This window comes from Hymenobacter arizonensis, from assembly GCF_900115775.1.
Lineage (GTDB): Bacteria > Bacteroidota > Bacteroidia > Cytophagales > Hymenobacteraceae > Hymenobacter > Hymenobacter arizonensis.
The window spans coordinates 13,493-34,629 of the sequence record NZ_FOXS01000008.1; the positions used below are offsets into that span (position 1 = coordinate 13,493).

Genomic DNA, 21,137 nt, shown 5'->3' on the forward strand with positions numbered 1-21,137 from the left:
CGGCGCTGCCCAGGCGCGCGGTGAGCTGGCGCAGCTCGGCGCCCCACACGGCGTCGGCGTCAATAAAGGTGTTGGTGAGCTCACCTTGCGGAATGCCGGTCAGCCGGTACAAGGCCCCGGGCTGCAGCACCACCTGCAGGGCCAGGAACTCGCGGCCCACGTAGCGGTTGCTCACCACCGCGTGCTGGCCGATGAGCGCCGCGCGCGGCCGGGTCACCTTCGGCCGGCCGTCGTAGGCGACCGCTTCGGCGTCGCGCGGGTAAAAGGCCAGGCACTGCTCCGGCCGGGGCGGGTAGGCCTTGAAGGGCAGGGCCGCGCCGGCCGGAAACACGAAGTGAATCACCTGAATCAGGCGCACGTAGTCGCGGAGCGGCGGGCTGGGCAAAAAATCCTGGAGCAGCATACGCGGAAGTTCGGGGGTGACCGCCGGCCTGGTGCCGGGGAGTGCGGGGCCGTTTGGTAAAAATAAGACGTTTCGGGCCGCCGCACCTGGGTTTCATCAAGGGCAGTTGTTTTAGCCGAAACAAGCCAAATTTCGCGATTCGGACCCTTTTCGTGTACAGATAGTGCTTTGGTTGTGGAACGGCAAGCACCGCGCTACCCGCCGGTTTGCGCAACGGCCATGGGTGACGGCCGGCACCGGTGGCCTGAAAAACACACGGCGAGCACGGCGCCGCCGCGCTGCGCTTACTTACTTGCGTCCCGGAACGCTGAGCCGGCGTTCGGCCCGTGTCAAGGCCCCCTCCCGGACAACACGCCGGGCGGCCGTCACCCGTAACGTACAACCTGAAAACCGTGCATTCACCCCTTCCTCCCCCCCGTGCTTTATCCAAGGAGCAATCCTACGCCGACTACATTGTCGTCCGGGACAACGACTGCGACGACATCGGCGCCAAGGTGCGGCAAAAGCTGGCCGAAGGGTACCGGTGCCGGGGAAAGCTGATCGCTGTGCAGGGGAGCCCCGGCGTTATTCAATACATCCAGAACATGGTTAAGCTGTAGCAAACGCTCCTTTGTGATTCGGACCGTTTAGCTGAACGTTTCTGAACCCTCGTTGTCGGGGCAGTTGTCATGTCCCCGACCCTTTGACGGGTCGATGGGCCTGGGCGCGCCGCTTTTTCCACCGGGCGCTCTTGGTGGGGGACGGGCCTTCGACAAACCGCACCACCCGCGTCACGACGATCGGGTAGGGTATGCCCTTCCAGGTCCCGGGCGCGAAGCGCAACGAGGCGACGACGGTCGCCGCTTCGGCTTGCACCGCCGCGTTGGTCACGTTCAGCCAGCGAACGCACCGCGGCTCCCCGCGTTCGTCGACGACCACTTCAAAGTAAGCAGCGCCCGCCCGGGCAGCCGGGACGTGATAGGTGAGCAGGCGCTCGTGGCCGACCAGAATTTCGGGGGCCTTCTCGAACCAGGTGAGCATCGGGATGCCCTGGAACGGCCGGGCCCGCTCATACAACGAATCGCAGGCGGTTTGCGCTCGACAGGCCCCCGTGCCCAGCACCGCCAACAACAGAAGCAACGCAGTTCTCATGAGGGAGTAAAGTAACGCTCGCTTTACTTTTCAGACCCTTTCAGTAAACCAATACGGGAAGGTGCGGCTTATTCCCCAAGTCTTCGTCTTCCCACACGCTGTGCAGCGTCGCCACGAAACAGGAGTTGGACACCTCGTTCACCCCCGAATAGAGGTAGTAGGTCCTCCCGCGCGCACTGCGCACGCGGAAGCAGTTGACGAACCCGCCGCAGGGGGCTTTGGTGTACTGACCCAGGGGCACGAAGCGCTGCAGCACTTCCCGGCCGGCCCCCTCGTTGCCGCCCGCCCAGTGCGTGGCCAGCAGGGCCTCCACGTCCACGACCAACTCGTCGCCGTCGAGCGGCACCGTGCAAGTCGCCGGAATGCCCGCCCGGTCATCGGCGATGACCAGGCCCCACGGATAGTCTTTGACTTGGTGCATGCGCTTTTGGTTTCAACCCGCGACAAAGTAAGACATTGCGGTGAATTGCCCTTTCGACCGTTTCTCTATACTCCGTTTTAGCCTTTCCTTTGTTGGATGTCAAAGCTGCGCGTGTCCTTTATACCCCTCGCGTTGAGCATCTTTTTCGGGGGCATGGTTCTCTTGACCTGCCTGGGTAACGCTCCCATCAGGCGAATCCTGTTCGCATCGGATACGGGCGCGGATTACCAGCTGGATGCGGTACAAGCTCCTGCTTGGCTCCAGGTTGTCTTACTCGGCTTGACCGGCGGCTTGCTGTACCGCTGGGTGCAACGCCCGGCGCTGGGGCGGGGGCTGCTCTGCGGCCTGGCGGGGCTGTGCTGGGGCTTGAGCGGGCGCACGGTGGGGCTGATGCTCGACCCAGCGGGAAAGGTGTACACGGGCTGGTTTTACCTGCCAACCGACCGGTTCTATATATGCCCGTCCGAAGGCGGATGCGAAACCCTCACGTACCACACCACCGTCGTTCCGTTGCCCTTCTGGCGGGTACGGCTGCATAACGCCCGCTTCTCGCGGGTCGTGTTCGTGGGCCCCATGCACTGGGCCCCGACGCTTGCCCTGTTGCGGTGTGCCTTCAACCCGAACCCCGAAAGGGAGTGCGAAATAACGCGGCTAGACCGCTTGGAGTAACCCTCCTTTGCCTCAACCACCGTTTCCTTGAACAATGGTGAGGTTAAGGAGCACCCGATAATAACAGCGGTTCAGTTTTCGTTCGCCTCTCCAGCAGCGGTCCTTCAGAATCCACAACCAGCCGCCGCTTACACCATATGCGCCATATGCCGTTGCTTTTCCTAGCCTTAACGCTGTTGGGTGGGTGTGGTCCGAAGAGCGGCGCTGATGTCGGGAAAGAATTTTGCGCGTGTATGAAGCTCCACCAAGACGTAAGTCGTGACCCGCAAGTAAACTACTTTACTGGGTTCAAAATATGCGATGGACGCATGATTGAAAAGTATCCATTATATCGCGTCTTTGCGGTGGATATGAACTATGCCGATACCGCCTTGGTGGTGGACTGGGCGGAGCGCGAGAGGTCCAGACGCTTCATGCTGGACTTTTACCAGTATCTGAATGCCCATTGCAGAGAGTTTAGATAAGCCCGCTCACTTGAGAGGTGGGCTTTCCCCGAAAGTAATTCGCTCCTTATTCTGAACGAAGGGCGTTTACGGTACCACCGTTTCGCTGAACGCACTACTGTCCCGAGAATTGGGTGCTAAATCTGCTAATTTTACGGCCTTATGCCTCCCAGATGAAGCACCTAGTCCTCTTCCTGTGCTTGCTGTTGACTGGCTGCGGAGGTGTCGTGGGCAACATTAACAAATACGACTACGAGCTGAGCAAGCCCGCGCTCGACAGCCACGTGGAGCAACTACTCCGGAACTACCCGGATTCCCGGGAAGCCGAAGCGCGCTACCACGACAGGAACAGCGAATACTTTTCCCCCTTTCGTTATCTGCTGTTAACCCACCAAGGTCAGCGGCTGGTGTTTGGATTCGTAACCCAGTCCGTCGGCAAACGGTCCGTGCTGGTTCTCGTGTACGCAGCGCCGCTCGGCGACGTGCTCGTGCTGCCGACCCAGCGCCCCGTTTGGGAAAAACGGTGGTACGCATCCCTCTTTGAAACCGGGTTCATCGACAAGTTGAACCGGCGACTAAAGATAGTCAAGTGAGCCTTCTATCAAACGCTTCCTTGCGTGAACCACCTTTTCCTAAACCAGAGCACTTTCGCCGGTTGCTTTGGAGGAAAGTATTACATCAGTTAAAGGCCCCTTATCGTTCTGCTGGGCCGACTGCCGCTGCCTATATTTTCCATGCCGACCACCCTTGTAGTTACCGTTGTATTGTGGGGTTTGTTGTGGGCGGGTTTGTGCATCGGACTGTGCGTCGTTCCCTGGCGCGCGCGGCCCGCCCTGCTGGGCGGGGCCGCGTTGGCGTGCGTCGTCCACGTGTATACGTTAGTGCAGCTGGTGCTCCCGTGGACCGTATGGGTCCATTGGCTGGGCCAGGCCTGGGCGGCCGAGCTGCGCAAAGTGGCGGGGCCGGTGCCGTTAACTTGGGTCAGCAAGGGCATCGGCGTGCTGTGCTCCTTGGGGTGGGTGTACGCGCTGCGACGCGCCACGCCGACCGCCGCGGGCTTTGTGCGGCCGGCCCCGGGGTCGATACGCGCGGTCGCTCCGGCCGTGCTGGCAGCCGCAGCCCTCGTGCTGGGCGATGCCTACCTGTCCCGCCACGCCTTCCCGGCCTTGAGCACCGGCCAGCGGTGGTTGTACTTCGTGTTGCCCGGCCTGCACGAAGAATTGTTTTACCGCGGGGCGCTCCTGGGCCTGCTGGCGCCCGGGCTGGCGCGAACCGTCCCGTTGCCCGGCACGCGCACGAGTTGGGGCGGCATCGCCGGGGTGCTCCTGTTCACGCTCGGGCATGGCTTGGGCTTTCCAGACCGCCTGTTCACGCTGGGGTTCGGCACAGACTTTTGGCGCTACGTGGGGGCGTGGTGGTCGCCGACGCACTTCCCCTTGTCCGATGTGCTCTTCCGGTTGAGCATGGGCACGTTGTTTCTGTATGTACGCGAACGCACGGGCTCGGCCTGGGCCGCTGCGGCAGTGCATTGTTTGCTAAACGGCTGCCTCGCCGTCGGTCATTCGGCAGGGTAGTGGCCACGAGCGCACACGTGCTGGCACCGTCGACCAAATGCTCCTTTAACGGAATGGCCGCGTTTAGCTTCGGACCGTTTAAGTAGACGCAAGACATGTCCCAATTCCGTGCGGCTTCGCTAGACCAGCCCATTATTTCACGCCGAATTCTTTCTTTTTAAAGTCGATGATGATGGTCTTATCCCAAAACAAGGCGTTGCCTGTAATGGCATCGTAGTCGGTGTCTTTCTCCGATGGGCGAAAGTCGGCGTAGACCGTGACATCCGAAAAACGTTGCCCGACCAACTCGAACGCTTCCTTGACGGGCCTGCCGATAACATCGTGCGTGATTCCCCAAGACCGGATGGAGAGGGTATCCGTGGGAGCAGCCGTTGAAAAATTATTTACTTTATCGGCACCGGTAATCAAAGAAAATACACTGCAGCCGTTGTCAAACATGACCTTATAGGACTTATTGGCCAGTTGCAGCGGAAGGATGACCCGTCCGTCTTTCAGAAGCGCGATTTTTGTAAACGTGGTGTGCAGGGAGGCGGGCAACGTATCGCAAATCGCAAAACGGCGATTGGGGTAATCAATCACTAGAATACGATTCTGAAAGAGGTCGGCGCCAATGGAGCCTAAATTAATCGGGAGACCCGCATTCAACCCCTTTGAGGATACTTTTTCTCCGTACTTACGCATCACGTAACAGGACCGGGTGGTGGCGTTGGTCGCGCCGAACGTAAGCGATAAATCCTCGAAGGCGGTCGTGGGTTGCCAGAATTTAAAAAGATGATTTATGTGTGTTGTGGTTCGGTTAAACGCCGGATGTTTGGCAACTATGCCCGTTAGCGTATTGCCATTGAGGAGGGTAACGGTTGCACCCAAATCAAATTGAAACACAAAATCATAGGGCAACCCGTCGACTTTTGCCGGAATCAGCATGGCTGCTTTTTCAAAGTACCGGCCTCCCATGCTCATCCCGGCCCAGGTAAACGGAGCCCAGGAGAGCGCGGAATGGGTGGGGCGTGCCGGTTGAATGTTCCACTGACCGATTTTGCGTGGGGCTTGGCAGTGCGTGCCGGTGGCCAGCAACAAGCCGGCGCTGAGCATCGTCGTAAATTTCTGGAATCCCTGCATCAGCAGCGCGGTTGGGGGTTGAGTGCGGCCGGGAGCTAAACGGTATCGGATGGCTCCAGCTCTTTAATGGCCACTAGATGCTGGTCACACCAATCGTGTGCAATTAACGCTCCTTAAACTGAATTGCCGCGTTTAGCGTCGGACCGTTTCATTAAACTTGAAGCGAAATACAATTTGTCCTCCATGCTCCGATACCAACGCCTCACTTTTTTTGTCATCAATGGCGCGGTGCTGGGGTGGCTGCTCAAGGTGCTGGTTGTAGACGAGTCGAGCGATTCGGTCGGGCTGTTCGGCGTGGCGGTGGTGGGCTTCCTGCTGTTGTACGCCGGCTACTTCGCCATGCTTGTGCGGGTCTGCCGCCATCGCGAGCTTACGACCTGGGGAGGGCAAGTCACATTTCTGCTCGGCGCGGTGTTGCCCATCCTCGCGGTGCGGCGCCTTACCTCCTAGAAAGACTGGTTATACCATTAGGACCGTTTTTTCTAGACGCTTCTAAGCAGCCGTCTTACTTTCGCCAGCGTCCTCTTTTGATAACGCGTAATGCTCTTCTCTCTAGCTCGTGCCGCCTACTTTAGCTGCTGCTCTCTGGTCCTAGCCGGTTCGGTTAACGCGCCACCTACCCGAGGGCTTTCGGCCGAGAGCACAGCGTTCGAAACCGCGCAGCTGCGCCACCCCGAACTCCGGCCGGCCGAGCGTCTACCCGCCTACCTGCGCCGGGACTTTGGCCCCTTGTGGACCCAGACCGATGAGGCGTCCGTCGTCGGATTTATCGGACCCGCTTACCAACGCCTGGAGGCCAAGGTGCTCACGGCAACGCGCTCTTCCACCGACCCGGCGCAGTATGTGCTCACGGGCAAAACCCGTACCGCGGGCACGGTGCGCTCCTTTACCGGCACCGTCCGCCTCGTCCGCCTGCGGGAGGCGACGCCGCGCCCGCACATAGGGGGAGGCGATGACCGCCTGCCCGTGGGAACGCAGGAAGGGGTGGTTGTGGGACACTATACTTTTTCGGAGCCAACGCAGCAGGCGAAGACGGGTATGTTCCGGGGAGTGGTTATTACGCGCTGGTACGTGGACGGGCGAGGGCGCTTGCGCTACAACAATGCGGATCTGAGCTCCGATGATTTTAGCAACAATCAGTTTGTCGGTACCTGGACCAGCTATGCGACCGGCCGGGCCTCGCGCTGCAACTGGGGCGATTACCGCGTGCCGAACGCTGGGCCGCTCGATATTGGCGCCGGCGAGTTCAGCCCCGACCCGAAGTATTATGCTGCCGGCTGGAAGACCTACGCCGCTGCGCAGCCGCCGAAAAGCTCGCGAACAGCGCTGACAAAGCCGTGGTGGAAGTAAGACCGCCAGCCAACTAGGCTGCTAGTCCGTTTCTCCGACCGTTTGGCTGAACCGACGAACCAAGAGGAAACGGTCCGACCAATAGCAGGAGCGAATCAGGACGTTCCCTGCCGGACGCCACACGGGTAAAAGCACGAGAAACGGTAGTGATGCCTGGTCCGGCTTAACTTCCCGATATGAAAGCCCTATGCTCCCTGTTCTTGACCCTGTTGCTGCTTCCACTCAGCGCCTTTTCTTCGAAGGAGGCGACTCCCCCTAAAAAGCAACCGCAGCAGTTGTGGGGGACGTGGACACTAGTCAAATACGTGCACAACGCCCGTTCGTCCGCGGGCACCTTGTTCAGGAAGGACAGCACCCTTATTCCGCCGCACAGCAGTACCTTTTGGGTTACCTTCCAGGCGGATGGGACGGTCGAAAGGCCTTCGGCTACGGGCGATAAGGAAACGTACGCCTATCAGGCGCCCACCATTGTTTTCTATTACAACGGGGTGACGTTGCCGTCGAACGTCACGTCTTCCATCACGGAACTGACCACGGATAAATTACGGATTGCGTACCGCCGAGAGGAGCCGGGCATCATCTCGTACGACGACTTCTTTTACGTGCGGCAAGCGACGCCGTACAGCTTGTAAAGAAAGGGGACGGCACGCCATCGCCTCGTGGCGCAACCAGGTGCGCCTTTTGGACCGTGGCTGTTGCAGAACTCGGGTTAGGTGGTTCACTTTCTGGTTCGCGGCTGGGCGAGGGGCCGAGTGGGTGCTTGGGTGCGCCTGCGTTGGCGTCCAGCGCGCCGGTTGGCCGCTAACAGAGGCCGTGGCAGGGCCACGGCCACGCTCACTTGCCGGTTGGGGCGGTGGCGGAGCAGCTTTTTGAGGTTGTAGGCCACGGCCGTGAGCAGCATGGTTTTGTGGGCCCCGACCAGCCCCCGCACGTTCATCCGGCGCAGGCCGTAGTGGTGAAGGAAATGCCCGAAGACGGGCTCGACCGTGCCCTGGCGGACCCGGCGTTTGCGTTGCCCGCGCCGGGTGTGCTGGCGTTCCCAGGCCCGGCGGTAGGCCGCGTCGTAAATGGTGCGCGTCAGCTGCTTGCGCTTGGCCCCGGGCACGCAGGTGGGCTTTAGCGGGCACTGCTGGCAATCCGAGCAGGTGGCCCAGTAAAGCTTGAGCCAGGCCCCGTCGGCCCGGGTGTCGTACTTGCGAAACGGGAGGGCCTTGCCCGCCGCGCAGGTGTAGGCGTCCGTGGGAGCGTCGTAGGTAAAGCCGGCAATTTCGGCCTTGTACTGGCCAAAGACGGGAATCCAGGCGGTTATCTGCGCAGCTTCGAGCCGGGCGTAGTTCGACCCGTTCGCGTAGCCGGCGTCGGCCAGCAGCTCGCGCAGGGGCAATTCGTTGGCGCGCAGTCGCCGCTGCAGGCCGGTGAGCAGGCGGGGCAAATGCAGGCTGTCGCGCTGGTCGGCCAGGTCGGCCTGCGCGTGGCTGATGACGCCGTGGGCCGTGTCCACGGCCAGGCTGCAGAGGTAGTTGAGCGCGCGGGCTTTGCCGGGTTTGACGGAGATGCGCGCGTCGGGGTCGGTGGGGCTGTAGTGCGTCTTGTTGCTGAGCAGCCGCGCCTGTTCGTGGCGGGCGCCCAGCGCCCCGGTCTGCGCGCCCTGCCGCCGGCGCTGCCCCGTGGCCAGTTGACGCAACTGGTGGGCGGGGGCGGTAATCACGGACGCAGCGGGCACCGCCGGCGGGTCGTGTTGGCCGGCTAAACACGGCCCGGGCGTACCGGTGGGCCGCTTTTCCAGCACCGCCTCCAGGGCCGCGTTGGCCTTGACGGGGGCCGAATCGACGGCCTGCGTGTCGCCGGCCACCAGGCCATGGGCCACGCACTGGGCGAAGACGTGGTCGAAGAGGCGCTCAAAGACCGATGCCGGAAACAGCTGGCGGGTGCGGCTCACCGTCGAATGCCAGGGCAGCTCCTCGTCGACCTCGTAGCCGAGAAAGAAGAGGATGTCGAGCCGCAGGGCGCAGTGCTCCACGAGCCGGCGGTCGCTGACCAGGTTTTCCAGCCGGCCCACCAGCACCAGCTTGAAAAACACGACCGGGTCGAGCGAAGGCTGGCCCGTGTGGCTGTACAGTGCCCGGGTCTCGTCGTAGAGAAACGACCAGTCCACCAGTTCCGCCAGCCGGCGGTACAGATTGTGGGGCGGGACCCGGTCGGAAAGCCGAAAGCGGGCCACCTCTTGGTCGAGAAACAGCTTCTTGCCTTGCATCTTCCCTCTACGAACCCGGGTTCTGCAACAGCCACGACCGTTTTGCTGAACGTGAATTTTAAGGCCCACACCCGGCTTGGGTTCTTACGACCGCTATCGGGCTCATCAGGGCGATGGGGCGACGGGAAACGGGTTCTGCGTCCAATTCGGCACCGTCAGTCGTCCGTGGGGTGCCGCACGCGCGCCCGGTTTTGCCGTAGCTTTCAGGTGCCAAGCTCCTCTTGCTCTTTTCTTAACCCCCTCGTTGGCCGGGCTTGCGGCGGGGGGGCCAGCTTTTCCATGCGCACCTTTCTTTTGCTGGCCGCCGGCTGGCTGCTGACCCTGCTGGCCGGGGCGGCCCCGCTGCCCGCCGACACTGCCGCCGTGGTGCCAGTGAACACACTGACCCCGAAAGGCTCGACCAACGGCCTGCTGCTCACGCGGGGCTGGCGCTACCAGTTGGGCGACAACCCGGCCTGGGCGCGGCCCGACTTCGACGAGCGCGGCTGGGACACGCTCAACCCCGCCCGGCCCCGACGGGAACTGCCCGCGGGCCTGCGCACCGGCATCAGCTGGCTGCGGCTGCGCTTCCGGCTGGCCGACAGCCTGCGGCAGCGGGCGGTGCTGCTGCAGGCGGACGGGTACGGGGCCTGGGAAATCTACCTTAACGGGCGGCTGGTGCAGCGCGCGGGCCTCGTGCGGGTCATCCCCGCGCAGGTGCCCGACCCCCACAAGCTCCCGGCGGTCGTCGTGCCCGCCGGGGGCCCCGCCGAGCAGGTGCTGGCCATCCGATTCGCGCCCTCCCAGTCGCCGCTGCGGCGGCTGGGCACCGAGCCGCAGCTGTTGGAGGTGTTTCTGCGCAGCGAGGCGCAAGTCCAGCAGCGAGCGGACGGGGAGGTGCGCACGGCCATCTTATACGGTGCGGTAACCGGCATTTTTGGCTTGCTCACCCTGCTGCACCTGGCCTTTTTTCGCTATTACCCCGCCCAGCGGGCCAACCTCTATTTTGCCTTCTTCGCCCTGGGACTGGCGCTAAACTGTCTGGTGGGCCTTATTCTGTGGGCGCTCGCGTCCCCCCCCCTGGAGGTGTTGTTGCTCCTAACGTTTGCCTTGGGGTTCTTCAGTCTCGGGGCTTACTTGTGGGCCGTGCGGGCGCTGTACGCCTTGTTCCATTTCCGGCCCGGCTGGCTGTACAAGGGGCTATGGACGGCGTTTTGGGTCGTCGTGGCCCTTAGACTATACGAGCCAGCCTATCAGGTATATGTAGCAGCACCCCTACTCCTCTTGACCTTTGTCGAGCTGCTGCGCCTGACCGGCCGCGCCCTGCGCCAGCGCCAACGCGGCGCCTGGATGGTCGGAGCTGGATTTGCCGTTATTCTCTTGATGATGCTCGTCGCTTTTGGGAGCTTTGCAGTCAGTGCGCTGCTGAAGGTTCCAAATCCGCTGAAGGCGGTGTCAACCGGCTTGAATACCCTCTTATTGTTGGTGCTGTACCTGGCGCCGGCGCTGGGCATCTCGCTCTACCTGGCCCGTGAGTTTGCCCTCGACAGCCAGCTGCTGCAAGTCAAGCTGGGCGAAGTCGAGCGGCTCTCGGCCCAGACCCTGGCTCAGGAGCAGGACAAGCAGGCCCTGCTGGCCGCCCAGAACGAGACGCTGGAACACCAAGTACAGCAGCGCACGGGGGAGTTGCAACGCTCGCTGACCGACCTGCGCGCCACGCAGGCCCAGCTGATTCAGAAGGAGAAGATGGCCAGCCTGGGCGAGCTGACGGCCGGCATTGCCCACGAAATCCAGAACCCCTTGAACTTCGTCAACAACTTCTCGGACGTCTCGGCCGAGTTGGTGGCCGAACTGCGCGAGGAGCGGGCCAAAGGTCCCGCGGCCGATGCCGCCTTGGAAGCGGAACTGTGGGAGGACCTCACGCAGAACCTGGGCAAAATCGGCCACCACGGGCGTCGGGCGGCCGGCATCGTCAAGGGCATGCTCGAGCACAGCCAAACCAGCGCCGGCGAACGCGCACCCACCGACCTGAACCGCTTGTGCGAGGAGTACCTGCGCCTGGCTTATCAGGGCCTGCGGGCCAAGGACAAAACCTTCAACGCCACGCTGGACACCACCTTTTTGGCCGACTTGCCGCCCGTGACGCTGGTGGGGGCCGACGTGGGCCGGGTCTTGCTGAACCTGTTCACGAATGCCTTCTACGCCGTACGCCAGCGCCAGCAGCAAGCAGAGGCGGGCTACCAGCCCCAGGTGGGCGTGCGCACGCTGCTGGTTGAGCAGCAGGTGCAGATTCAGGTCAGCGACAACGGCACGGGCATGAGCCCCGCCGTGCAGGCGAAAATCTTCCAACCCTTCTTTACGACCAAGCCCACAGGCGAAGGGACCGGCCTGGGCCTGTCGCTCTCGCACGACATCATTGCCCAGGGACACGGCGGGACGTTGAGCGTGGCGAGTCAGGAAGGACAGGGCACCACCTTCTGCGTGGGATTGCCGCTAAACGGCGCAGCACACTAGCTGGCATGGTAGTACCCTCCTTTGACTGAACGGAGCTCGTTCACGGCACCACCGTGGCTATTGCAGAACTCGGCTTCGGACCCCCAGTGCTGTTGCTACGGCATAAGTCTGGCCGCAAATCGGCTATAAAGCGCATTTCTGCACGTCGCTGCGACCGTCGCCACTTTATTTGAACCCGCGTTAGAGTTCTGCAACAGCCACCACCGTTTTTGTGAACAGGTGCTCTGAAGGGCCTTCCGTCATTGCTTGGGAGCCTTGTCCCGGTGGCTTATTTCGGCCTGCAGGCGCTTGCGGGCGCGAGAAGCCCGGTACCCCACGAGCACTGCCAACCCAAGCAAGCCGAAGGTCATCATGCCCCCGTGGTGGGTCGCCGACCACACCGCCACGCCCACCGCCACCCCGATGAGTACCGCTGTGAGCGTTTTCTGTGAGTTCATTTTCTTCGCTTCCGCTGCCAATTCCTCGCGGGTCATTTTGGAATAGTCTGTTGTGGGAAACATAGCAAGCGGAGGGGATAAGAATGAAGGCCCGTACAATATATAGCTCGTTTACCTTTCGACCATTTTCTTGAATTACAAAGAGATGCCTGATCAGCTTGACACTTCTGCTTTACATGATGCCACCTTGGTACGCCTCGACCTGGCTTGGGAAAGCGGGGAGGTCACGTTCCACCTGCGCACCGGCAACAATCCAAGTTTCCGGTTGCGGGTGGTCGACGTCACGGCACTAACGGCAACGAGGCATTTTGAGTGGGGGCCGAGCGCCTCGGTGAACACCGTCACTCTTTCGGGCGAGGCGGTGGTAGTGGAAATGCAAAGCGGCGACGTCATTTCCGTCACCGGACGATACAGCGCGGAGACAGAAGCTGGCAGTTAGTGATTCCTCGTTTTGCGATTCGGACCGTGGCTGTTGCAGAACCCGTGACCGGGCTAACGCCCCAAGTTATTGCACCGAACAAACCGCCAGAACGGCCGTTTCTGAGGCCTATTTGCCCCCGAACACGCCATCTCCCATGATTTCAGGCGCCACCCACGTGTTCTGCAACAGCCACGACCCTTTTGCTGAACGCGGCCTGCCCGTGTTCTGTGAGAGACGTGCCATCGTTGCGGGTAGTGCCGGCGGGGGGTAAGGGTAACCGTCCTACTCCTTTTGGTCGGCCCGGGCCGGCACGGGGCGCACCGGAGAGGCGGGTCCACGCCCCACCGTCCATCCCCTGGCCATGCGGTTAACTTGGGGGCCTACTCAGAAAAACGAGCGCGGGTCAATGCCTGCTGCGTCCCGTCGGCCAGGGTGCGAACCAGTCGGCCCTGTTGCCGCTCAAACGTGCGCTGCTGCGTGGTGTCGCGCCGGCTGCGCACCGTCAAGTGCTGGATCTGCGCCGCGGGAATCTTGCGGCGGCTGGAAGGCCCCTGCGGATAATAGTAGAAGACCACCTGCTGGGAGAACGGGGCCCGGTGGTAGTAAAACCGGCCGTGAAGCTGCTCGTGGGTGGTGAGCCGGGCCGAGCCGGGGCACGCGTTGTAGTACGGATTGGAAAGGCCCGGGGCGGCCCCCGCGCCGGACGCGCGCAAGAAGAGCAGCAGCAGGGCCAGTCGGCAGCAAGGGCGCATGGGCATCAGCAACAACGGGTGAGAAAAGCAGGCGTCCAAGAGAACGTGATTTACAGCAGCAAGACCCGCTCACTTCCCCTAGCGGGCCTTGTGGGCCTAGCGGGCGAAACACCCTGCTGCTAGAGAGACGGGGACTCTCTTTTCAGCAAGGTACAACCCTGCTTCAAATGCACGGAGCGCGTTTATGGCACTACCCTTTCGCTGAACAGTGGCATTCTTCTTTTGCTTGGGGGCTCCTACTCCTTTGAAATCCACCTTCACACCACGTCCAATTGTGTCCGGCTTCGCTGGACTGCCTCTGGTTGTCTCCTCACACGCGGCGCATAGGAGTCATACGGCCGGAAGCAGACGCAGCCCGTGCCCTTCTTGCACAAGGATGTTACCGTGGCACTCGGGAACGCCCTTGGTCAACGGGGGTTATGGCGGCAACGCGGCTCCGCCGCTGCCGTTGCGGAACTGAGCGGCAAGGGGTGGCGCCGGGGCTCTATGCCTTGCCAACGCAGGCTGGCAAGGAAACCGTCATCCAATGCCTCGCGGTGCAGAGGCCAGCGCGTACCTGATGCAACCCTTGGCGTGGGCCGTGCCAGTTGGCGGCGCCATGCGCCACCTCCCCCTGGCAGTCCTGGTGTCCGGGCTTCAGCCAATACGCGCGCTAGCGAATCGCCCCGCCCCGCTCGTTTGGAACAACAACCCACCCGCACCATTTTATTCAATAAAGCCCGGCTTTCCAGGCCAGCGGCGAATAGAGACAGCTCTTACCGATGCACTCCAGGCGTCCGGATCAGCGCGGCCGACGTGGGTGCGCCCCCGTACGCCTGGTGTGGGACGGCGTGCTGCAGGTCGACTTCGCCGTGGGCACGCTTGGTAATGCCACCCCGGCTGCCCCGTGGAAGTGGAAATGCGGCGCCTGCGCCCGCCTTTCTCGTGGCCCTGTCTGTGCGCGGCAAAGGGCAGGATTTTTATCGCCTCCGAATGATAGTAAGCCATGGCCTTAGCTGCTGCCGAGTCCGCAGAGTGGCATGGGCGAGGAGTCCGCCTGTGAAAGCACCTTAAATAAACAAGCCCAGACGGGTCCGTCTGGGCTTGTTTATGTTTACCAATTATTGAATTACGAGGGGTCGATATAGACGGTTTCCGTGCAATTAGGATCAGAATCCCTTGGGCAATCACACTGTTGGCATGGAGGTGGTGTGCAATTGGTGCACGGGCCGCCGCCGCCTGGCATGGGATCACTGGGAGCGCCGGGATCATTACCATGCCAAGTCCAGGTATAAGAATCATTAGCATTAGGATTCTCCGGATGCGCCGTGCGGCACACTGTATAGTACCCGTTAAAGGTGTAAATGTCCCTGCAGCTGTCTTGGCTGGCCGAAGTGCCGGTAGCGTTAGAAGTGGGCGATGAGAAAAGAAACAAAGCGCTTGCTGCCAGCAGCAGGCCTGAACGGCCCAGAAAGCGACGAATCGATTGCGGTAGTGTTTTCATGAAGTATGGGTTTGGTAGAAAAGAATGTTGATGTCTGAAATATATGTAAATAACCTTAGAAAAACAGCTAATTTTTTCAAAATGCCTTAATTATGTAGTCAGCCCTCGGCCCATACAATGTCAAGCCGAAGGTTGTATTTTAGGCTTTCGGGCCGGGTCTGTGCAGGGCAGCTCTGGGCGGTCAAGCGCTGTGCAACAAAGGTGGAAAGGCTGCCCACCACCGCGGTGGGCCGCCTTTTACTTCTGAGCAAGGCCGACAACACCAGCATCCTCTTGGTCCAGCTCAACCCGGGCAAAGCCGAAGCGCAGCTGCAGCAGCTCGTGCTCGCTATCGAGGCCACGAAAAAATCCCCCGGTCGACTTGCACGTCATGCGCAAAGGCGCTGCACTCGACGAAGAGGCCTACACGCGGGTAACGGGGACGCTCACGACGCAGCTCACGTTGCAGCAAGCCGCGCCACCATACCAACACCCCAACCCTTTACCGCGGCGGCGTGAACGGGGTGACCGGCTCATACCAAGCCGCTCAGAGCCAGTTGAACCTGGCGCCGCGGCAGTAGCAGCTGTTGGCTGGGGCGGCGGACAACAGCACTGAGTCGACGTCCTTAGCTAGTCATATAGGGAAAAGCCTCCTTTGACTGACGGAGTTGGTTTAAGGCACGACCGTGGCTGTTGCAGAAGTCAACGCAAGGACCTGAACAGCCGCCGGAGCGCGTGCAAACGAGAGAACCAGGCCTGAAAAGCACCGTTTTAGGCCGTTACGAACGCCACTGCCCCATTTAAGAGGCCAACCAAGGAGTTCTGCAACAGCCACGACCGTTTTCGTGAACGCTCCGACTTAATGAAAAACCAGCCTCTCGTCGACGAGTTCTCCGGTGACATTCAAGATGGCCACGTAGTCTCCCATCCACTCGCCGGAAGCATACAGACCTAAATGCACCTCCATTCGGTCTACTTCCACACGACCGGCCGAAAACACGATTTTTACCTCCCCTTCCCGCACATCAATCTTCCGCAAGGGAAGCGTGACTTGCTCTTGTAAAAAGCCATTTTCCGGGTGGTTGATACAGGCCTGGTAACCTTCCCTAGCCTTGCGGTATAGCTGGTCAAACTCTGGTGGCTGTACGTGGATTACCATGATAGCGTGCGCGATTAAAAAGGCCGCAAAGAACTCGTTCTTTGGCATCGCCAAGGTAATGGCGTTTGGACAAATCTGCCTTTTGCTGTTCCGACCCTTTGGGTGAACGGCCAGCCAGGTTTGCGTAGCATTGTATTTCTTTCATCTACGTCACCATCCGATGATATTGCCTGCAACTGATTTCCCCTTCAGCGAGCGTTTTCCTGGCTTTGAATTCGATTGGTTTGCCCAGGACGCCGAAGGCAACATGGGTCTGTTTTCGACCGGGGGCTTTGGTCCCGTACCACTCGTGGTTCAACGGCATTTTCAGGACCATGACTGCGCCGCGCTGGGCATTGCGTTGCCCCATGCCGGCTCGCTGGACGTGTGGCAAGACGTTGCCCTACATGGGCTATATGTATTCGATTGGCACCCCCATGCTGGCCCGTATCGCAAGCTGAAGCAGCCGGAAGGCGAAATGTCGGCCGAATTGCACCAGCTCATCCAGCACATTGCAGACCTGCCCACGTTCAACGGGGCCTTTCGGCAAGTAGAGGGCATTGCTATGGGGCCAGGGGGTGAATTGACAACGGCCTAGTGTTAGTTGGCTCCTTTTGCTGGTTGGACCGTTTGGCTGAACCCTCAAAACGATTCGAGCCACACGACCAACCGCTGGTGCTTGGAGGCGTTGTCGAGCGTGTGCATCAACCGAAACAGCAAGCCCCACCCGTAGGTACGGCCGTCCACTTCTGCGTGCGGGTACGCTTGCCAATCGATCTGCGCGATTTCCTCGTACGTGATCCACGTGAATCCCCAGGCCGTTCCGCCCTCCACTGCCTCCGTACTGGCGCGCGCCGTGAGCGCCCCCAAGTAAGCGGGCAGCCCGCGCCCTTGGGCCACGGGCACCCACTCGAGCGGGTGCTTCGTCGCCCCAAAGAGGATTTCGCTCTCCGCGCCCAGGCCAAGGCCGAGGCTGCCGATGTCCAGGCAGGATTGCCACGCGTACTCGGTCTGCCAATCCGCTTCATCCAAGCTGGATATCTCGACAAAGCCGCAGACATAAATGCTCATCGGGCGCTATCACAAGGATGAAGTAGACGCTCAAGATATTCAATCTCCCGTGAAAGACCGTTTTCTTGAACAGTTGGGTGCTCAGTAGTTATAAAACAATGTAGGTTTTCGAGCCCCGCGTTGCCGTTGTGGGAATATAGTAAGTGGTGGTGTCGCCCGAAAATTGGGTGGGGCCGGTGGCGCGCTGGACCGCCAGCCAGCGGGGGTACGCTTTGCGAACAATGACAAAGTGCCCCCTCTTTAGCTCCCATGCGGCGGGCCGACTGCTGGAATCGCGCAAGTGCCGGTAGAGGTAGGTTGGGGCGGCCAGTTCCATAATGCGGACGTTAACCGTGCCGGTTAGCGCCTGTTCAATGGTGGGTCTCGGTAGTGGGGTGGCTTGTGTGGCCGGAAGGGCGCTTATCGGGTCAGATTTGCCGATTTGGCCCCAAGCGGCAAGCGGCAGAAGCCACGTGAGCAGAAAGATGCGTAAAGCCATAGGGCAAGATATAAGAGGTACCACAAGAAACGCTTCTTATACTAAATTGCCGCGTTTAGCTTCGGACCCTTTCGCTAAACTCCCTGCTTGTTGTACGGAGGCACTTCTCCACTGGAACATCCGGTCCATCCGTCCCCGGTCGTACTCCAGGAGCCAGCAATGGAAGTGCTGGTACAACGGGCGCCGGGTCTGCCGGTCCGCGGCCAGCAGGTCCAGTCCGCGGTCGTCCCGGTGAAGGACCAGCGCGCGGTCCAGGTTCCGGAAGGAACGCCCGGGCCCCTGCCCCGTCCCCCGCCGCTCCGTGCACCGCGGAACCCGGGGCGGGAGGCGTCCGGATCGATGGCGCCCACCGGCAGGTCCCCGCGCAGCCCGTCGGTGCGGTGGTAGCAGAGCGGCCCGCGCCGCGACCGGCCCGGAAAGTGGGCGGTCCCGAACGGCCGACCTTCGTGCGGAGCGGTCAGACGAGCGGTCTTCGGGAAGGGCACCGGGTTGGCCCACGCGCGGGTGGCGGGCCGAAGCTGGCCACCGGGGCTGTTTTTCGACCCCGTTGGGCCTTGCGCTGCGCGCGCTACTTCGGGACCGTCGTTTTCAGGCGGGGCACGGACTGCAGGTACGCGTAAATGCCCCGCACCTCCTCGTCGGTGATGGCCGAGTAGACCGGCATGGGGTGGCGGGTGGGGCCGTGGGGGCTTTGCCCGAAGCGCAGGGTGGCGGCCAGCTGCGCGGGCGTCCAGCGGCCCAGGCCCGTGTCCGGGTCGCCGGTGAGGTTGGCGGAATGCACCCGCCGGCCCTGGCGGTCGTGAAACGCGGTGCCGCCCCCGAGGTAGCCCGCCGACTGCTCGGGGCGCAGGGCCTGGTTGGTTTCGTGCGAGCGGGAGTGGCACTCGAAGCACGCGTAGCGGCCGGTGACCAGGTACCGCCCGTAGGCCAGCGCGGGGGCAGGGGCCGGCGTGGGCCGGGGGCCGGGCAGCAGCGGCGAGGGCTTCATTACCGTGTTCGTCAGGATTTTTAGCAAGAAGGAAGGCGCTTGCGCGGGCGTGGGGGTGGCATCGGCTTGCACCAACGGGTCGGCCGACCGCAAAAAGGCCAGCAGGGCCTGCAGGTCGGCGTCGGACAGGTGCACGGCGTGGGGCATGATGACGCGGAAGCGGCCGTCGCGCCCAATGCCCGTGCGCACGACGGCGGCCAGCTCCGCGTCGGTCCAGGCCCCGATGCCGTGCCGCCGGTCTTGGGTGATGTTGGGCGCGTAGAGGCGCCCGAGGCCGGGAAAGACGTCCACCAGCGGCGCCCCGCTGAGGCGGTCGGTCCGGGGGTTGCGGTGGCAGACCGCGCAGTTGGCCCGCACCAGCTGGCCGCCCAGGGCGAGCTGCGCGGGGGTGGCCGCGGGGGCCGGCCGGGCGGCCACGGCGGGCACGGCGTAGTGCGGAATGCCGCGCAGCGCGACCGCCAGGGCCGCGCCGGCCGCCAGCAGCAGGGCCACGCCCAGCAGGCAAAGACTGGTTTTCATACGCAAGGGGGGGGGAGGAGGAACGGGGGTGGGCCGCGAACCCGCAGACGGAGCGGGAAGACGCGTTGCTTTCGGGTGCTTATTCACCGTGACGGGCCGGGCCCGTGGGGCGGCCAAGCAGGCCGTGCCCCCGGCCGCGCGGCCCTTGCCGCCGCGGCGCCGCCACGCCGAATGCGAACGGCCAACGGGTACCTGTTTTTCCGGGCATCCAGCCGTCTCACCGGTCCCTGGCACGGCAAACGAGCCGGGTGGAGCGGTGCGGGGCCGTGCTTCGGCGGCGGCGGATTGGTCCACGAAGCCGACCGGACCGCCCGAAGAGTGGTCGGGCGCGGCCGGCGGGGGGAGGGGCTACGCCGGCAGCACCTTGGACTGCACCACGGCCATCTGCCAGTGCCCGTCGCGCAGGACCCAGGCAATCATCATTTGGATGCGGTTCTGGAACGGCTTGCCCTCGTGCTGCCCGCTGTACGTCGACGTGGCCACCGTGACCGCCAGGTCCCCCCTGCGGGTCACGCGCACCGGGCTGACCAGCTGCACGGTGGTCGCCGACCAACTCCCGACGTAGGCCAGGTCCTGGGCGCGGGTGCCGGTGCGGTTGTCGGGGGTGTAGTGCACGTAGTCGGGGGCCATGAACTTGCCCAGCGCGGCCATGTCGCCCGTGCTGACGGCCGCCCCCACCTGCTCCACCAGGCCGGTGAACAGCTGCTCGTCGGGGGTGAGGGTGCGGGCGTGGGGGGTGGCCCGGGGAGGAGCCGGGGGGCCGGGCACCGGGTGGCTAGGAACCGGGTGGCGGGGCGCCGCGGCCAGGGGCGCGGCCGTGGGCAGGGCCAGCAACACGAGGGCGCCGAGCGCAAGCAGGAGGTTTTTCATGGCGTGCGGGGGAAGAAACGGGGAAGATGCAGCAAAAGTACCGGCCCACAAGACCGGCGCCTAGTACAAAGGCGACGTCTTTCCCTTCCCGGAAGCGCCCGGCTTAGAGTAAAATGGTCAGGTCTTCCATCGTGCGGAACAGCACCGACTGTTCGAGGTCCGCCGCTTGCAGCCGCCCGGGCGGAAAGCCGGCAAAAAACTTGAAGTCCCGGATGAAGTGCATCTGGTCGAAGTAGCCGCAGCGGTGGGCGATGTCGAGCCAGGGCGTTTGCGGGGCCCCCTCCTTGTGCTTGTAGGCGTGCGAGAAGCGGATCAGGCGGCTGAAGAGCTTGGGGGGCAGGCCCAGGCGCTCGTGGGCCCGGCGCTCGAACTGCCGCACGCTCAGGCAGGCGTGGGCGGCCACGCGCTCGACGGGCAGGTTGCCGCTGGCCCGGACCTGGTGCAGCAGGGCCCGGTCGAAGGGCAGGGCCGGCCGGAGCTGGCCCCGCTTGCCCAGCAGGTAGCGCTGCATGACGGCGTTGCAGGCCGCGGGGGTGCGGCCGGCGTGCAGGCGGTCGAGCAGCTCGTCGATTTCGCGGCCCACGACCAGGCGGGCGTCGTAATCGCGGTCCAGCAACTCGGCCATCGGGATGCCCAGCAGGCGGTACATGCCCGCGGGCTTGAGGTTCACGACGACGGCCCGGTGGTGGCGCCCCAGGTCCAGGGTAACGGGGGCGAGGTGCGGGCCGACGATCAGGGCCCGGGCGCGGGCGACGAAGGCGCCGGCCGGCTTTTGGACCTTCACCGGGTCGTCGAGGTAGAAGCACAAAAAGCGGTTGTGCGTGGGCACAAACGGGTAGAGGGGCGAGAGGCCCGTGGCCGCGAAGTCGCACGTGAGCACAAACACGCTGTCCACGTAGTCCAGCAGGGCCGGGTGGGGCGCAAAATGGGAAGGGAGCATAGGCGCAGCGGCAAACGGGGGCAGGCGCGGGCAACCAGCCCAGGCCCAGGGGTTTGGCTCAGACAAGATACGCGACCCGAGCCCGCTTTCGCATCTTGTTACCAAAACGCTCCTTACTTTGAACGGAGCGCGTGTACGGCACAACCGTTTCACTAAACCTGGCGAGCAAGGACCCTGGCTCACGGGTTGTTGATAAAATTTGCC

25 protein-coding genes and 1 pseudogene are annotated in these 21,137 nt (G+C 62.6%); 11 read left to right on the top strand and 15 right to left on the bottom strand.

Features of this window, described 5'->3' with window-relative positions:
- Window positions 1–403: pseudogene (locus BMZ66_RS21375) on the bottom strand (DUF6597 domain-containing transcriptional factor); the annotation flags it as partial.
- A gap of 392 nt (window positions 404–795) precedes the next feature.
- On the opposite strand from BMZ66_RS21375, the gene BMZ66_RS21380 reads away from it, so the two are divergent.
- A complete protein-coding gene (locus BMZ66_RS21380) occupies window positions 796–1,002 on the top strand; it encodes a DUF1737 domain-containing protein (protein ID WP_177204845.1) in 207 nt (68 codons plus the stop codon).
- Window positions 1,003–1,069: 67 nt separating this feature from the next.
- Here BMZ66_RS21380 and BMZ66_RS21385 read toward each other — a convergent pair whose 3' ends face one another.
- Together BMZ66_RS21385 and BMZ66_RS21390 are read right to left on the bottom strand one after the other, a co-directional pair.
- Complete coding sequence (locus BMZ66_RS21385; RefSeq protein ID WP_092678258.1) at window positions 1,070–1,534, bottom strand: hypothetical protein; 465 nt, start codon at window positions 1,532–1,534, stop codon at window positions 1,070–1,072.
- Between the two features lie 40 nt (window positions 1,535–1,574).
- Window positions 1,575–1,955: a hypothetical protein gene (locus tag BMZ66_RS21390; RefSeq protein ID WP_092678260.1), complete on the bottom strand. Its 381-nt coding sequence runs from the start codon at window positions 1,953–1,955 to the stop codon at window positions 1,575–1,577.
- A 153-nt stretch (window positions 1,956–2,108) separates the two neighbouring features.
- Here BMZ66_RS21390 and BMZ66_RS21395 point away from each other — a divergent pair, with 153 nt between their 5' ends.
- The 4 genes from BMZ66_RS21395 to BMZ66_RS21410 all read left to right on the top strand — a co-directional run bounded on the left by BMZ66_RS21395 (window position 2,109) and on the right by BMZ66_RS21410 (window position 4,641).
- Entirely contained in the window at window positions 2,109–2,624 is a 516-nt protein-coding gene (locus BMZ66_RS21395; RefSeq protein ID WP_143080330.1) for a hypothetical protein, read from the top strand.
- 233 nt (window positions 2,625–2,857) lie between these two features.
- A complete protein-coding gene (locus tag BMZ66_RS21400) occupies window positions 2,858–3,088 on the top strand; it encodes a hypothetical protein (RefSeq protein WP_143080331.1) in 231 nt (76 codons plus the stop codon).
- 152 nt (window positions 3,089–3,240) lie between these two features.
- On the top strand, window positions 3,241–3,660 hold the full coding sequence (locus BMZ66_RS21405) for a hypothetical protein (RefSeq protein ID WP_143080332.1): 420 nt from the start codon (window positions 3,241–3,243) through the stop codon (window positions 3,658–3,660).
- 276 nt (window positions 3,661–3,936) lie between these two features.
- The gene (locus tag BMZ66_RS21410) at window positions 3,937–4,641 is read left to right on the top strand and encodes a CPBP family glutamic-type intramembrane protease (protein ID WP_092678269.1); all 705 of its coding nucleotides are present in this window, start codon (window positions 3,937–3,939) and stop codon (window positions 4,639–4,641) included.
- Between the two features lie 132 nt (window positions 4,642–4,773).
- Here the strand turns inward: BMZ66_RS21410 and BMZ66_RS21415 are convergent, their stop codons facing one another.
- Window positions 4,774–5,760 (bottom strand): hypothetical protein, encoded by a 987-nt coding sequence (locus BMZ66_RS21415; RefSeq protein ID WP_092678271.1) that lies wholly within the window; start codon window positions 5,758–5,760, stop codon window positions 4,774–4,776.
- A gap of 183 nt (window positions 5,761–5,943) precedes the next feature.
- Here BMZ66_RS21415 and BMZ66_RS21420 point away from each other — a divergent pair, with 183 nt between their 5' ends.
- From BMZ66_RS21420 to BMZ66_RS21430, 3 genes are all read left to right on the top strand, one after another.
- A complete protein-coding gene (locus tag BMZ66_RS21420) occupies window positions 5,944–6,210 on the top strand; it encodes a hypothetical protein (protein ID WP_092678273.1) in 267 nt (88 codons plus the stop codon).
- Window positions 6,211–6,300: 90 nt separating this feature from the next.
- Window positions 6,301–7,110: a hypothetical protein gene (locus BMZ66_RS21425; RefSeq protein WP_092678275.1), complete on the top strand. Its 810-nt coding sequence runs from the start codon at window positions 6,301–6,303 to the stop codon at window positions 7,108–7,110.
- Between the two features lie 176 nt (window positions 7,111–7,286).
- Window positions 7,287–7,742: a hypothetical protein gene (locus BMZ66_RS21430; RefSeq protein WP_092678277.1), complete on the top strand. Its 456-nt coding sequence runs from the start codon at window positions 7,287–7,289 to the stop codon at window positions 7,740–7,742.
- A gap of 86 nt (window positions 7,743–7,828) precedes the next feature.
- Here BMZ66_RS21430 and BMZ66_RS21435 read toward each other — a convergent pair whose 3' ends face one another.
- A complete protein-coding gene (locus tag BMZ66_RS21435; protein ID WP_092678279.1) occupies window positions 7,829–9,364 on the bottom strand; it encodes an IS1182 family transposase in 1,536 nt (511 codons plus the stop codon).
- A 279-nt stretch (window positions 9,365–9,643) separates the two neighbouring features.
- Here BMZ66_RS21435 and BMZ66_RS26170 point away from each other — a divergent pair, with 279 nt between their 5' ends.
- Window positions 9,644–11,857, top strand: a complete 2,214-nt coding sequence (locus BMZ66_RS26170) for an ATP-binding protein (protein ID WP_234795201.1) — start codon at window positions 9,644–9,646, stop codon at window positions 11,855–11,857.
- A 239-nt stretch (window positions 11,858–12,096) separates the two neighbouring features.
- Here the strand turns inward: BMZ66_RS26170 and BMZ66_RS21445 are convergent, their stop codons facing one another.
- Window positions 12,097–12,357: a hypothetical protein gene (locus tag BMZ66_RS21445; RefSeq protein ID WP_092678281.1), complete on the bottom strand. Its 261-nt coding sequence runs from the start codon at window positions 12,355–12,357 to the stop codon at window positions 12,097–12,099.
- A gap of 82 nt (window positions 12,358–12,439) precedes the next feature.
- On the opposite strand from BMZ66_RS21445, the gene BMZ66_RS21450 reads away from it, so the two are divergent.
- Complete coding sequence (locus tag BMZ66_RS21450) at window positions 12,440–12,733, top strand: hypothetical protein (protein ID WP_092678283.1); 294 nt, start codon at window positions 12,440–12,442, stop codon at window positions 12,731–12,733.
- A gap of 362 nt (window positions 12,734–13,095) precedes the next feature.
- On the opposite strand, the gene BMZ66_RS21455 is transcribed toward BMZ66_RS21450, so the two are convergent.
- The 3 genes from BMZ66_RS21455 to BMZ66_RS21460 all read right to left on the bottom strand — a co-directional run bounded on the left by BMZ66_RS21455 (window position 13,096) and on the right by BMZ66_RS21460 (window position 16,136).
- Window positions 13,096–13,473 (bottom strand): hypothetical protein, encoded by a 378-nt coding sequence (locus BMZ66_RS21455; protein WP_143080334.1) that lies wholly within the window; start codon window positions 13,471–13,473, stop codon window positions 13,096–13,098.
- Between the two features lie 1,714 nt (window positions 13,474–15,187).
- On the bottom strand, window positions 15,188–15,322 hold the full coding sequence (locus BMZ66_RS26290; protein ID WP_262507610.1) for a hypothetical protein: 135 nt from the start codon (window positions 15,320–15,322) through the stop codon (window positions 15,188–15,190).
- 466 nt (window positions 15,323–15,788) lie between these two features.
- Window positions 15,789–16,136: a hypothetical protein gene (locus BMZ66_RS21460; protein ID WP_092678287.1), complete on the bottom strand. Its 348-nt coding sequence runs from the start codon at window positions 16,134–16,136 to the stop codon at window positions 15,789–15,791.
- A 112-nt stretch (window positions 16,137–16,248) separates the two neighbouring features.
- Between BMZ66_RS21460 and BMZ66_RS21465 the strand changes: the two genes are divergently transcribed.
- A complete protein-coding gene (locus BMZ66_RS21465) occupies window positions 16,249–16,665 on the top strand; it encodes a hypothetical protein (protein ID WP_092678289.1) in 417 nt (138 codons plus the stop codon).
- Between the two features lie 44 nt (window positions 16,666–16,709).
- On the opposite strand, the gene BMZ66_RS21470 is transcribed toward BMZ66_RS21465, so the two are convergent.
- From BMZ66_RS21470 to BMZ66_RS21495, 6 genes are all read right to left on the bottom strand, one after another.
- Window positions 16,710–17,138 (bottom strand): hypothetical protein, encoded by a 429-nt coding sequence (locus BMZ66_RS21470; RefSeq protein WP_092678292.1) that lies wholly within the window; start codon window positions 17,136–17,138, stop codon window positions 16,710–16,712.
- 88 nt (window positions 17,139–17,226) lie between these two features.
- Window positions 17,227–17,616 carry a hypothetical protein gene (locus BMZ66_RS21475; protein WP_092678294.1) on the bottom strand — a complete coding sequence of 130 codons (390 nt, stop codon included), beginning with the start codon at window positions 17,614–17,616 and terminating at the stop codon, window positions 17,227–17,229.
- Window positions 17,617–17,652: 36 nt separating this feature from the next.
- Window positions 17,653–18,114, bottom strand: a complete 462-nt coding sequence (locus BMZ66_RS26465) for a DUF3885 domain-containing protein (protein ID WP_092678296.1) — start codon at window positions 18,112–18,114, stop codon at window positions 17,653–17,655.
- Window positions 18,115–18,184: 70 nt separating this feature from the next.
- Window positions 18,185–19,123, bottom strand: coding sequence for a c-type cytochrome (locus tag BMZ66_RS21485; RefSeq protein WP_092678298.1), 939 nt, complete (start codon window positions 19,121–19,123; stop codon window positions 18,185–18,187).
- 348 nt (window positions 19,124–19,471) lie between these two features.
- Complete coding sequence (locus BMZ66_RS21490) at window positions 19,472–19,993, bottom strand: nuclear transport factor 2 family protein (protein ID WP_092678300.1); 522 nt, start codon at window positions 19,991–19,993, stop codon at window positions 19,472–19,474.
- Window positions 19,994–20,096: 103 nt separating this feature from the next.
- Window positions 20,097–20,933 (bottom strand): helix-turn-helix domain-containing protein, encoded by an 837-nt coding sequence (locus tag BMZ66_RS21495; protein ID WP_092678302.1) that lies wholly within the window; start codon window positions 20,931–20,933, stop codon window positions 20,097–20,099.
- Window positions 20,934–21,137 lie beyond the last annotated feature (204 nt).